This window comes from Neobacillus niacini, assembly GCF_048572935.1.
GTDB lineage: Bacteria > Bacillota > Bacilli > Bacillales > Cytobacillaceae > Neobacillus > Neobacillus niacini.
On sequence record NZ_CP183883.1, the window covers coordinates 5955959 to 5968677 of the forward strand.

General features: G+C 38.4%; 11 protein-coding genes and 1 riboswitch. Of the genes, 3 read left to right on the forward strand and 8 right to left on the reverse strand.

The annotated features are described in order from the left end of the window. The first annotated feature begins 29 nt into the window (after positions 1–29). Together ACN6MT_RS29220 and ACN6MT_RS29225 are read left to right on the forward strand one after the other, a co-directional pair. Entirely contained in the window at positions 30–1322 is a 1293-nt protein-coding gene (locus tag ACN6MT_RS29220) for an ABC transporter substrate-binding protein (protein ID WP_063255524.1), read from the forward strand. Between the two features lie 66 nt (positions 1323–1388). Next, the gene (locus tag ACN6MT_RS29225; RefSeq protein ID WP_419956555.1) at positions 1389–2144 is read left to right on the forward strand and encodes an SDR family oxidoreductase; all 756 of its coding nucleotides are present in this window, start codon (positions 1389–1391) and stop codon (positions 2142–2144) included. A gap of 1381 nt (positions 2145–3525) precedes the next feature. Here the strand turns inward: ACN6MT_RS29225 and ACN6MT_RS29230 are convergent. From ACN6MT_RS29230 to ACN6MT_RS29260, 7 genes are all read right to left on the reverse strand, one after another. After that, complete coding sequence (locus tag ACN6MT_RS29230) at positions 3526–3918, reverse strand: globin (RefSeq protein ID WP_419954277.1); 393 nt, start codon at positions 3916–3918, stop codon at positions 3526–3528. Between the two features lie 82 nt (positions 3919–4000). Beyond that, the gene (locus ACN6MT_RS29235; RefSeq protein WP_419954278.1) at positions 4001–4393 is read right to left on the reverse strand and encodes a VOC family protein; all 393 of its coding nucleotides are present in this window, start codon (positions 4391–4393) and stop codon (positions 4001–4003) included. A gap of 58 nt (positions 4394–4451) precedes the next feature. Continuing rightward, entirely contained in the window at positions 4452–6107 is a 1656-nt protein-coding gene (locus ACN6MT_RS29240; RefSeq protein WP_419954279.1) for an SWIM zinc finger family protein, read from the reverse strand. Between the two features lie 62 nt (positions 6108–6169). Beyond that, on the reverse strand, positions 6170–6721 hold the full coding sequence (locus ACN6MT_RS29245) for an ECF transporter S component (RefSeq protein WP_419954280.1): 552 nt from the start codon (positions 6719–6721) through the stop codon (positions 6170–6172). Positions 6722–6739: 18 nt separating this feature from the next. Continuing rightward, positions 6740–7582, reverse strand: coding sequence for an energy-coupling factor transporter transmembrane component T family protein (locus tag ACN6MT_RS29250; protein WP_419954281.1), 843 nt, complete (start codon positions 7580–7582; stop codon positions 6740–6742). Next, entirely contained in the window at positions 7572–8459 is an 888-nt protein-coding gene (locus ACN6MT_RS29255; protein ID WP_419954282.1) for an energy-coupling factor transporter ATPase, read from the reverse strand. The genes ACN6MT_RS29250 and ACN6MT_RS29255 overlap by 11 nt, the downstream gene beginning before the upstream one ends. Then, positions 8459–9319, reverse strand: a complete 861-nt coding sequence (locus ACN6MT_RS29260; RefSeq protein ID WP_419954283.1) for an energy-coupling factor transporter ATPase — start codon at positions 9317–9319, stop codon at positions 8459–8461. Before ACN6MT_RS29260 ends, ACN6MT_RS29255 begins: the two co-directional genes overlap by 1 nt. Positions 9320–9590: 271 nt before the next feature. After that, a riboswitch (PreQ1 riboswitch) is annotated at positions 9591–9635 on the forward strand. Between the two features lie 8 nt (positions 9636–9643). Here ACN6MT_RS29260 and ACN6MT_RS29265 point away from each other — a divergent pair. Further along, positions 9644–10129, forward strand: a complete 486-nt coding sequence (locus tag ACN6MT_RS29265) for a QueT transporter family protein (RefSeq protein WP_419954284.1) — start codon at positions 9644–9646, stop codon at positions 10127–10129. 60 nt (positions 10130–10189) lie between these two features. On the opposite strand, the gene ACN6MT_RS29270 is transcribed toward ACN6MT_RS29265, so the two are convergent. Beyond that, entirely contained in the window at positions 10190–12400 is a 2211-nt protein-coding gene (locus ACN6MT_RS29270) for a glycoside hydrolase family 3 N-terminal domain-containing protein (protein WP_419954285.1), read from the reverse strand. Between the last annotated feature and the right edge of the window lie 319 nt (positions 12401–12719).

Sequence of the window (12719 nt, forward strand, 5' to 3'; positions counted from 1 at the left end):
TATAATTATCATTTTAGGGGGAAAACCAAATGGCATTCAAAAAGTATTCAATCGTTGCAGGTGTACTATCCGCTTCACTTCTATTAGGTGCATGTTCTAGTGACAGTACATCTGGAGATAAAAAAAGCAGCGGTGGTAAGGACGATAAAGTAGTTGTTGATATCTTCCAAGGGAAAGTTGAAATTGCAGATCAATTGAAAGCGTTAACAGATGAATATACAAAACAAAATCCAAACGTGACATTTAACATTGAAACAGTAGGCGGCGGTGCGGATGGTGCTGCAGCTCTTAAAGCAAAATTCGCCTCTAACCAAGCACCTGATATTTTTACAAATGGCGGTGACCAGGAAGCTCTAGTATGGAAAGATAAATTTGAAGATTTATCTGATCAGCCTTGGATTAAGGATGCCTTTGAAGGTACTTTAGATGGCATGACCCTTGATGGTAAAGTATACGGCATGCCTTTTAATATGGAAGGGTACGGATTTGCTTATAATAAGAAGTTATTTGAAAAAGCTGGGATTACAGAACTCCCAAAAACATACTCTGAGTTAGAGGCAGCGGCGAAAAAACTTAAAGACGCAGGCATTACTCCATTCTCAATTGGTTATGCGGAGTGGTGGGTATTAGCCAACCACGGGATGAACGTACCATTTGCATACCAGGCAGATCCAGATGCTTTTATCAAAGGTTTAAATGAAGGTACAGCTAAAATCGAAGGCAATAAAGAATTTGATAATTTCTTTAAGCTATTAGATTTAACCATGAAATATGGTAACAAAAATCCATTAACAACTGACTACAACACTCAAGTTACATTATTTGCTACAGGTGAAGCGGCAATGATTCAGCAAGGTAACTGGATTCAGCCAATGCTTGATAAATTAGATCCAAACTTAGAAGTTGGTTTCATTCCTTTAGCACTTAGCGATGATCCAGCTCAATCTGATAAATTAATGATTGATGTTCCTAGTAACTGGGTTGTTTACAACAAAGCACCAGAAGCTGACAAAGAAGCAGCAAAAGATTTCTTAAATTGGATGGTTACATCTGAAGAAGGTAAAACAGCATTAACGAAGGAATTTAAGTATATTCCAGCTTTTAAAACGATTGACGCCAATCCTGAAGATATCGGTGCTCTAGGTGCAGACCTTCTTAAATATTCTAAAGAAGGAAAAGCATATCAATGGCAGTTCATGAAATATCCTGATGGAGCAGGCCAAGAATTTGGTGCAACTCTTCAAGCATATGTAGGCGGCCAAAAATCTAAAGAAGAAGCTATGAAAGCACTTGACGCAACATGGGCTAAGTTGAAAAAATAATCTTTGCAATAAAAGCACATTGGAATTCGTTCTAATGTGCTTTTTATAAATTATGGGGGGATTTTTATTTATAAACTAAATGGAAATGTTGCATTAATTACAGGTGTAAGTCATGAAAGTGGAATTGGAGCCGCTATCTGCCATAAATTAGCATCGAATGGGGCCGATATATTCTTTTCTCATTGGTGTTCAGACAGCAATTGGGTTAAAGAGTTTGAGGGTCGCATTAGAGAATATGGTGTTCGTTGTTGTAGTTTAGAAATTGATTTGGCTGATTCGGGGGCACCAATTAATATACTGGAGGCTGTCACTGCTGAATTGGGGCTGCCTGCTATTCTAGTTAATAATGCAGCTCATTCATTGAGAGATGGATATATGAATTTAGACGCAAAGACACTAGATGACCATTATGCTGTTAATATGAGAGCTACTTTCCTATTATCTGTTGAATTTGCCCGTCGGTTTAGACAGTCGCCAATGTCTGCGGGCAGAATTATTAATCTTACATCCGGTCAGGCACTTGGTCCCATGCCTGGTGAATTAGCTTATGCGGCAACGAAGGGGGCTATTTCAGCTTTTACACTTTCCTTATCTGTGGAACTTGCTCCTCTTGGTATTACGGTGAATGCAGTAAATCCAGGACCTACGGATACTGGATGGATGGATGAAGAGATAAGGCCTTGGATGTTGCAAAAGTTTCCGTTAGGTCGTATTGGAATGCCTGAAGATGCAGCGCGGCTCGTTGCATTCCTTGCTAGTGGTGAGGCAGAGTGGATTACGGGGCAGGTGTTGAATTCTGAGGGAGGGTTTCTTAGAGGTTGAGTCTGGATCTGGGTGCCTGTTTTATCTTACCTGCCAAATTGATTCCTTTACCTGCGGATTTTATTCGCTTATCTGCTTAATTTTCGTTTTACCTGCATTTTTGCCTTGTTTATCAGCCTAACAAATCAGCGCACCAAACTGAACGTTGAACCAAGCCAGGTGCTGTCCGGAATAGGTATTTTGGTTTCCTATATATGGAAACTGCACTTGAAATTAGGATCAGTTCTGGATTCAAGATTGAGTTTTTATTACCTGCTTTTATCTTACCTGCCAAATTGATTCCTTTACCTGCGAAATTTATTTGCTTATCTGCATAATTTACGTTTTACCTGCATTTTTGCCTTGTTTATCAGCCTAACAAATTCAGGGCACCAAACTTAACTTTGAACCAAGCCAGGTGCTGCCCGGATCAGGTATTTTAACTTCCTATATATGGAAACCGCACATGGAATTGGACTCAGATTCTGAATTCAAGTGTGGTTTTTTATTACCTGTTTTTTCTTACCTGCCAAATTGATTCCTTTACCTGCGGATTTTATTCGCTTATCTGCATATTTCTCGTTTTACCTGCATTTTTGCCTTGTTTATCAGCCTAACAAATCAGCGCACCAAACTTAACGTTGAACCAAGCCAATAGGCATTTCAGTTTCCTATATATGGAAATCACACTTGAAATTAGGATCAGTTCTGGATTCAAGAATGAGTTTTTATTACCTGTTTTTATCTTACCCGCCAAAATGATTCCTTTACCTGCGGATTTCACTCGCTTATCTGCATAATTTTCGTTTTACCTGCATTTTTGCCTTGTTTATCAGCCTAACAAATTCAGGGCACCAAACTTAAATTTGAACCAAGCCAGGTGCTGCCCGGATCAGGCATTTTAACTTCCTATATATGGAAAACACACATGGAATTGGACTCAGATTCTGAATTCAAGTGTGGTTTTTTATTACCTGTTTTTTCTTACCTGCCAAATTGATTCCTTTACCTGCGGATTTTATTCGCTTATCTGCATATTTCTCGTTTTACCTGCATTTTTGCCTTGTTTATCAGCCTAACAAATTCAGCGCACCTAACTTACCGTTGAACCAGGCCAGGTGCTGTCCGGAATAGGCACTTTGGTTTCCTATATATGGAAATCGCACTTAAAATTAGGATCAGTTCTGGATTCAAGAATGAGTTTTTATTACCTGTTTTTATCTTACCTGCCAAAATGATTCCTTTACCTGCGGATTTCACTCGCTTATCTGCATAATTTTCGTTTTACCTGCATTTTGCCTTGTTTATCAGCCTAACAAATTCAACGACACATTAACTCAACTCAACTCTCAAACAAACAAAAAAGGATGCCCAAGTTTTTTATGGACACCCTTTTGATCCTTTACTCTCTATCCGGACTATTAACCATAATCCCAGCAACTTGTGTTAACCGATCATAAAAAGCAAGCCCCGCTGGTTTTTCATATAGACCAATTTCTTGAAAGGCTTCCTTCATACAGCGAAGCCAGCATTGTGCTCTCCTTGGTGTTACTTCAAAAGGAAGATGACGTTCCCTCATTGCCGGCGGCCCGAATTCCTGACTGTAAAGAGCAGGACCACCTAAGAATTGCGGAAGAAACATGCGTTGCTTCCTCATAATTTCCTCCATGTCACCTTCAAACAATGGTCTTAATTCAGGATCTGCATATACACGCGGATAAAAAGCTGCAACAAGTTTATCAATCGTTTCCTGCCCGCCAATTTCACTATAAAGAGATTTAAATTTATATTCCATGTCATACACCCCTTTTACTTACTTTGATTATAAAGATAAAAGCGATGTCTTTTCGTGATTTAAATCACATTTTTAAAATTCCTTAAGACAAACTCGGTGCGACTAGTTCAACTTTTATTCGGTCTGGATCCTCAAAAAACACAGCATAATATCCTGGACCTCCAGCATATGGATGTTTATCTATGTAAAGGATATTTATCCCTTTCTCCTTTAACGTTACAGTAATTTCATCTACATGTTCCCTTGACCTCGCATGAAAGGCAAGATGATTTAACCCTACTCTGCAACGGTGGTAAGGTACCTCCAAGTACCTTTCTTCAGCCTGAACAAACACTAGATAGGTTTCTTGATATTTCCAGCTAATCCCCAATTCCCATTTTTGATACTGTTCGTATCCTAATTCACCTAGCAGCCATCCCCAAAATTCAACACTTTCATCTAGATTCGAAACATAAATCTCAATATGGTGCAGCATACTTTCCCCTCATTTTCATTGAACACTTGGATTCTAGGAACCTAGAACTAAGCTCTTATTATCTAATTTTCCCTAATTCATCTATAAATGCAGGACGTTTTTGGTATTTTTGTTTCAACGCTCCAATTAATTTATGGGAATGAATAGCACCAAAGGCTTTTTTGTAGGTTTTAATATGCTTACAAACATTTCTGTAACCTCTTCTGTCCGAGGTTCCCTCTGCCGAAAGTTCAATGTATTGAATAAACAAATCATTTGCTTCTTCAAAATGATTCTCCAATAGGTATGGATATAAATCGATTATTATAGATTTATGCTTTTTACAATATTCTATAATTTGTTTCGTCAGTTTTTCTTCTTTTAGAATGTCAATATATACTGATGATTGGTATCGCTCTTTTTCAAAGCTTTCAATTATTCGACCTAAAACTTCATTCCATTCATCATGATTATATAATTCTTTCAATTTCGCATAGTAAGAGTATCGATTACTAAAAAGAAATTCATAGGCCAATTTCCGTTGATTTTCTACGTCGCCAAGACCTTCGTAGGCTTGGTAACGGTATTCCCTCCACTTATTCACCAGCCCGGGAAAGCTTTTATCAACTTCTTCCCCCGAAATACTAAGCTCGAGAACTTTCTCATAATCACCATTTTCTAATGCCCTTGTAATGGCTTTTTCACGAAAATCACTTATGTTTATATTCTTATTAATAAACTTCTCTGCCGCTGACGTTCCATCACATTTTTCTATTATTTCAAATTGGAGAAGCTTTACCTGTTTCTTTTCATACCTCTCACTCCATGAAGAATCAGCTTTTTGTTCCAGCGTTTCCAGCTGCTTTTCTAGCTTTTTCCGCATATCCTTTTTATGAGAAAAAATCGTACAAACATTTAATAGTCCAAAGCGCCAATCACTCCAGCCATCATATTGTTTTTTTAGCGCTTCTTTTAAAATCACCTCAAATAGCTTCTTTTGTTCTTTTTCATCTAACTGCTCCAAAGATGTCGATACTCCTTGTTCAATGGCAGAAATAGCTCGATTCATAATAAAACTAACCCCGCCATTGGAGTCATCGCAATATTGCAGCATCCTTACAACAGGAGATAACACTTCTAGTGCTAGTAAAACAGCAGTCTCGCTATCACCTATTTCTATCTTTTCTCGGGCTTTATTCAGCGTCATTTCTGCCCCTTGCAATGCATAATCAACATGCCGCCAATCAATAAACCCATTCCGTTTAGCATTATTAATATATTCTCTGATGAGTTTCTTACTAGCAGTAATTTCATCTTCATTGTTTGCAAACTTAAAAAGCAAACGTTTTTCTATATCCGGATAATCATCTGAAATTTCAAGTAAAATACGGACTAATTCATCCTTATTTTGTTCTGCTAAAACCTGTTTTAAATCATTTTCTACCACAACAGCAGGTTCCCCCAAAGTCTTTTCATTTTTCAATGCAAATAGAACTGCGGCCTCATGCTTGCAGAACTCCCCTAAGTCATAGGGACAATCACAATACGATTCTACTATTTCATCGTTTAAATCTAATGATATCTCTACTCGGTAAGCTTCTGATCCCTCTACACTGGCCTTATATCTTTTTTTATCCTTTGTTTCAATATTTACTACATGTCCCTGTTCGAAGTAATCCAGTCCGCGCTTTAGAATCCGATTGTCGATCGATTGTTCAAAATTAATAAGTTTCACATCTCTCAACTCCCAACTTTATCAAGAAACCCATTGCAGCCTAAGCCACAATGGGTTAATTTTTATAAATCCTCTGAGATTCTAGATTTCTTCCCTTTACCAATTTGTTTCCACGCTAAAACGACTGCTAGTGTTACGATTGTACCAACAACGGCTTCAGGTATACCGCTTGTTATAGCAACGGTCCATGCAACTTCAGCACCCATGTAACCTCTAACTACTGCCATCGTTAATACAAGGACTGTGTTAGTCAAGGTTCCTAAGAATGCGGCTGTTCCAATGGCAAAGTATTCACTCTTTCTGCGAATCCCTACATACACCAGCCATGCAACCACTCCGATAAAAAGTCTAGGCAAGATGGCAACTAATGGATCTTTGAATAAAGGAACGGTTGCATTTAAAAATGAGGAAACACCAAAGATAATACCGACGATTGCACCGACAATTGGTCCTTGCATAATGCCCCCAATAATCGCTGGTATATGCATGATTGTGGCATTACCAGCTGCTGTAGGTACCGGAATATACCCTAACCTCGTTACACCTAAAAGAATCGCAACCGCACCAAGAACTCCAGCGATAACAATATTCCTAACGGTTAATGTACCTTTCATTTCTCTTCTCCCCTTTTTCTAATATGGAAACGGATAAAAAAGTAATAGTAATGAAACTAATAGACCAATAAATAGTACTAAATAATCGCGGCCAAGTGCTTTGTACACCGAGTAAGTACTCCTGTCGTTTCCAGGCGTATAGCAGCGGGATTCCATCGCTAATATGAGATCCTCTGCTCTAGATAGTGCGATATTAAATAAAGGGATAATAATCGGAAGCATATCTTTCGTCCTTTGAATGATCCTCCACCATTCACCTGATCCGAAATCTGCCCCTCTTGAAGCTTGAGCCTTCATCATTTTCTCCATTTCAATTGCAAAGGTTGGCACAAAACGAATCGCAATGGTAATGATTAAAGATAGTTCATGAACAGGAACTTTTATTTTTTTCAAAGGGCTTAATAGACTTTGAATGGCATGGGTTAATTCCGTTGTTGAAGTGGATAGCGTCAATACGCTGCTTAATAAAATGATTTCCACAAAACGTACGGCAGAGACGATCACGAGTCGAATACTCTCACTGGTAATCAAGATAAACCCATATTTAAAATATACCGTTCCACCGGAAAAGACATTGCCTTGGAATATCAGCTGCAATAAAGCCAATATAATAATAAAAGGAATAGCCGGTTTTATGCCCGATAACCCATAACTAACAGGTATTTTGGAAGCCCAGAATAAATAAATAGATAATAGCAGACCCAGCGCATTTCCTACATAACTAGTATTGAGGGCTATCGCTAAAACAAGAACAGTGAATATTAATAGCTTTATTCTAGGGTCTAAGCGATGAATAAAAGAATCAGTCGGTACGTACTGACCAATCGTAATATTCCTAGACAGTTCAAATTCACTTGCCATGATTCTCCACCTCTCCCCCGGTAAGAACCTTTATGATTTCGTCAGCTGCCTCTGATATCGTAAAAGCAGAAGTAGTTACATTGTAACCAAGGTCTTTCAGCCGGTACAGTGCCTGTACCGTTTCAGGTGTTCCGATTTGGTAACGCTGTAATTTTCCCTTATCAGTAAATATATCTTCTGGTGTACCTGATAACACGTCTGTGCCATCTGCCATAACATAAACTCTATCTGCTAAATAAGCCACTTCTTCCATATTGTGCGAAACGAAAATAACGGTTAAGTTTTCCAGCTTATTTAAGGATTTTATCTTATCAAGCAACTCATTGCGAGATCTTGGATCAAGACCTGCTGTAGGTTCATCGAGAACTAAAATCTTTGGTTTTAATGCCAAAATACCAGCAAGTGCAACTTTACGCTTTTGCCCGCCGCTTAAAGCAAACGTCTGGCGATCCTTCATTTCTTCAAAGTTCAGGCCGACCATGTCCATTGCCCATTTAACCCGTTCCCTTACTTCCTTCAAAGGTAAACCTTGTTTAAAGGGACCATAAGCGATATCATCGCCAATTAATTTTTCAAAGATTTGATCCTCTGGGTTTTGAAAAACTAATCCCACATTTCTCCTCAATGCTTTAATATCGATTCGTTTTTTCGTTAAATCTATTCCATCGATGATAACTTTCCCTGAATCAGGCCGTATCAGCCCATTAAAATGCTGAATTAAGGTGGATTTCCCCGATCCTGTGTGACCAATAATGGCGATACATTCCCCCTCGTTAACAACCATGCTTGTCCCCTTTAAAGCAGCATGTTCCATAGGGGTTCCTTTCATATATGTATGAAATAAGTCTTCTATTTCGATGATCGGTTTTCCACTCATTAGACTACTTCCCCGCTCCTAGCTTTTGAGACTCTCTTTACTTCATTAATTAGCTCTTCCTCTTGGATAACTTCTTTAGAAAAGTTTGGAATATGATGATGGACGATTTCAGCAATTTGGCTTACGGCTGGGACATCTAATTGGAGGTCCATTAAAACCTGTTTATGTTTAAAAATGTCACGAGGTTTTCCGTCCATAACAATTGTCCCGTCTTCGACCACTATAATACGGTCCGCTTCAGCAGCCTCAGACATACGATGGGTAACCGTAATAATCGTCATTCCCATCCTATTCATTTTTTTCATGACCTGAAGGACCTCGTTTCTTCCAAAGGTATCCAGCATGCTGGTAGATTCATCAAATACGATACAGTCCGGCTGCATGGCCAGTACTCCAGCAATGGCTACTCTCTGTTTTTGCCCTCCAGATAAATGATGCGGCGGTCTTTTTCGAAAATCCGACATTTTGACGACATCTAAAGCCTCATCAATTCTTTGCTTCATTTCTTCCCTCGGAATACCGATATTCTCTAACCCAAATGCTACATCCTCTTCAACAATCGTTGCTACAATTTGATTATCAGGATGCTGAAAAACCATTCCAATTGATTTACGAATGTCCAGTTTCCTGCTTTCATCCTTCGTATTGTGGCCACGAACCCAAACGTCCCCTGTGCTAGGAGTTAAGAGCCCATTTAAATGCTTGGATAATGTGGATTTCCCCGAACCGTTATGCCCAATAATGGCAACATATTCACCTGGAAAAACGGAAAAAGAAACATCTTTAAGAACAGGCACTGAATGGGTTTCATTTATTTTATAGGAAAACGATACATTTTCTAAAGCAATTATCGGTTCCATCTAGAACCCCCTCTACCTCTATTTTATTAATATTCTGAATATTATTCAATCCTAGTAAATGATTCACAAGAAATATAATAGCACGAAGTCATAAAAGGGGATATCCTGGAGCATTATTTTATCTTTATTCTAGTACCTATTTTCATATTTAGAATGTACAATAAGGGAAATATTATCCAGTATACACACATATCATAACCCTTGCTGAAAGATTATCTCAAACTTTATATTGACTAGTAAATACATTTATACTAATATATTACTTTGTCAGAAAAACGTGGTTCGAGAACCTCCCACGAAAAAAAACTAAGGAGACAACTATATATGAAATTAAAGACACTTGTCGTAAATGCAATATTGGCGGCTTTATACATTGCTGTATCAGGCTTAATCGCTCCATTTGGGTTTACAAATATTCAATTCCGGATTTCAGAAATGTTTAACCATCTTATTGTTTTTAATAAGAAATACATTTTTGGAATCATCGTTGGGGTATTTTTATCAAACCTGTTCTTTTCGCCGATGGTTGCCTATGACCTCATTTTCGGAGTCGGCCAATCACTATTAGCCTTATCAATTACAATTTTATCAGCGCGTTTCATTAAAGGAATCTGGGCTCGTATGGTTGTTAATACCGTTGTGTTCACCTTCACGATGTTCTTGATTGCTTGGGAATTAAACTTAGCATTCGAATTGCCATTCTTATTTACTTGGTTAACCGTGGCCATTGGAGAATTTGTTGTAATGGCAGCAGGTATGCCGATTATTTACTTTATTAACAAACGAGTTAATTTCGAAAAAAGAATATAGATATATAAAAGAGATGCTGCTTCCGAGAATGAAGCAGCATCTCTTTTTGTTTCAACATTATTATTTCGAGGACTTTCCTGCATGAGCAGGTTTTCCTGTTTCACCGGCATGATCCGGTTTTCCTATCGCTTTACCTTGATTGTAGGAAAGACCAAACCCATACTTATATGCGTGACCAGCTTTATTCACATAAGCATATGCAGAATCTTCTTCTGGTGCAAAACTAGGAACATCTCCGACTTCGTTGTCTACTGCTGTCATACTAGCAGGAAGTGCAAATGGAAGTTTTCCAATAGGATTAAATTCTCCTCGAATTACATCGACGATAGCCTCAGCCTTTGTCCCAAATGTGCCTATTAATGCTGCTGCATTAGGTTCAATCTCATCAAGCACCCATGGGTTGGTCATGTTTACTGCAGTAATCGTTGGTACCTTTTTTTGAATATCGATAATTCTATCAACATTCGTGATTCCTGTTTCAGGACCTACAGTAATACGCGGATTATTATCCCAGTTCGATTGAACTGGTTTCACATAAATATAAGCATGTGTAGCCTCTTCAAGGTTATTCGTAATGGTAATAGAAGGATCATGCTTTTTAATAATCTCGATTAATCCCTTCGTGCTTGCTCCATCGGTTCCAGCAGGGAACATCTCAACATAAAGTTTTACATCTTTAAGCTTTGCATCTTTTAAAGGCAATAAGTTTTTATCATTGCGTAAAAGAACAATTGACTTACGATGCGCTTCATCTGCTAGTTGCTGTGCTTCTGGATTAGCTACCACATCAAGAGAATGTTGTGGATCTACATAGGGGTCTTCAAACAGACCTAAATTCATCATTTCAGTTAGCAATAGAGTTACGGATTTGTTAATCTCATCTTCTGTAAGATAGCCTTGTTCAACGGCTTTGGTTATAAGAGTAGGATCAGATGATCCAGAAATAATATCTGTTCCTGCATTAATTGCTTTGGCCATTTTTTGTACAGCTGTTAGATTTTCGGCACCCCATGCATTATTTCCAACGGCTCCTGTATCGGAGTTAACATATCCTTTGAAACCAAGCTGTCCACGCAGGAAGTCTGTTAAAATCGATTTGTTTAATGCAAATCCAACTTCTTCAAATTGCTGATTTTCACTAAACCATGGTAATCCTTGGTCGGCACTATCATTGCTTGGATAGGCGTAATAAGGCATGATTGACGATACATCCGCTGCAATCGCTGCCTTGAAAGGCGGAATGTGATACTTAAGCAGACTTCCTTCAGTCGGATATGGATTGAATTTACCTTCCACAAAATGAGGGTCCAAACCATTATCACGTGCTCCGCCGCCAGGGAAATGCTTTACGGTTATCGCAACACCGTCTTTACCAAGTTTATCACCTTGGAACCCTTTGATAACGTTATAAATCATATCTGAAGCAACTTTTGGGTCCTCACCGAATGTATCTTCAATTCGTGCCCATAGTGGGTCTGTAGCAATATCCGCCGTATACCCATAGACTTTACGAATTCCGGCAGCTCTCCATTCTTTTGCAGCGATTTCAGAGAATTCCTTTACGGCTTCCGTATCACCAGCAGCTGCAAAACCTAATGGTCCCGGCCAAAAAGAATGTTGTCCCTCACTCGCAGCAATATTCGTGTAATCTGTAGAGGCATGGTTCCGTGGGTTCGATGTAACAACCACTGGGATCCCTAATCTTGATGCCTCACCTAGTTCTTGCAGCTGATTCGTATATTTTGCAATTACATCTACAGTCGGTGTTTGACGGAAGATGACGTAGCGCATGTTTTTAGCGACAATCATCGAATCATCAGCTTTTACATATCTGCCATCTGCTGGATTCGCGATTGGAGTGTGTGTGTTAATCAGCATTAATCCAGCTTTTTCGGCAAGTGTCATCTTTGATACTAGATCCGCTACCCGTTGATCAACAGGTAATCTCCAGTCCTCGTATGTATCCAAGAGCTTATTCCCAGACAAATCTCTAAACTGCTTGCCATCGACTTTAAGGACAACTTTCTTTGCTGCTTCGATTTCTGGTTGCCCAGTAGCAGGATCAGCTTGTACACGATACGTCGCTATGTCTGCCCCTGAATTTCCGGGATTAGCAGTTGTAGTTGGATCTACATACCCTAGATCTTCATTTCCGTTTGCGTTTGCCTGTGGTACCATGACTGGAGCTAAAAGCGTTAATGCAAGAGTACTAGTCAAGACTGTTCTTCTTAGTTTTGAAGATTTTTTTATCTGTTTTGATAATGAAGCCATTTTTCTTCCTCCCCTTTTTTAAATTGAATGTTTGGTAATCCTGCCAACAACCATAAATAAGTTTTTTGAATGCGTTTTCAATTTACTTTTAAAAAATGATTAAAAGCATGGAAACATTTTCAAAACTATAATCTTATCATCCTCCTAAAGATTTATTTTTAATAAGGTGTTAGTTTCCTTTCTCTCTCAGAAAGCGTTTCTATATTAATTATATAATTCCGAATAGTTTATCAATTAGTGAGTTTTTTTAGATAAATTTGTAATTATTTTAGTTTTTAGTTAATTAAAAATAAAACAAGCAATGCTTTTTGGTGGTTAA

Excerpts from the sequence above, each read along its gene's own strand:
- ACN6MT_RS29220 (WP_063255524.1), top strand. The coding sequence starts at position 30 with ATGGCATTCAAAAAGTATTCAATCGTTGCAGGTGTACTATCCGCTTCA.
- ACN6MT_RS29270 (WP_419954285.1), bottom strand. The coding sequence starts at position 12,400 with ATGGCTTCATTATCAAAACAGATAAAAAAATCTTCAAAACTAAGAAGA.
- ACN6MT_RS29265 (WP_419954284.1), top strand. The coding sequence starts at position 9,644 with ATGAAATTAAAGACACTTGTCGTAAATGCAATATTGGCGGCTTTATAC.
- ACN6MT_RS29250 (WP_419954281.1), bottom strand. The coding sequence starts at position 7,582 with ATGGCAAGTGAATTTGAACTGTCTAGGAATATTACGATTGGTCAGTAC.
- ACN6MT_RS29245 (WP_419954280.1), bottom strand. The coding sequence starts at position 6,721 with ATGAAAGGTACATTAACCGTTAGGAATATTGTTATCGCTGGAGTTCTT.
- ACN6MT_RS29235 (WP_419954278.1), bottom strand. The coding sequence starts at position 4,393 with ATGCTGCACCATATTGAGATTTATGTTTCGAATCTAGATGAAAGTGTT.
- ACN6MT_RS29230 (WP_419954277.1), bottom strand. The coding sequence starts at position 3,918 with ATGGAATATAAATTTAAATCTCTTTATAGTGAAATTGGCGGGCAGGAA.
- ACN6MT_RS29255 (WP_419954282.1), bottom strand. The coding sequence starts at position 8,459 with ATGAGTGGAAAACCGATCATCGAAATAGAAGACTTATTTCATACATAT.
- ACN6MT_RS29260 (WP_419954283.1), bottom strand. The coding sequence starts at position 9,319 with ATGGAACCGATAATTGCTTTAGAAAATGTATCGTTTTCCTATAAAATA.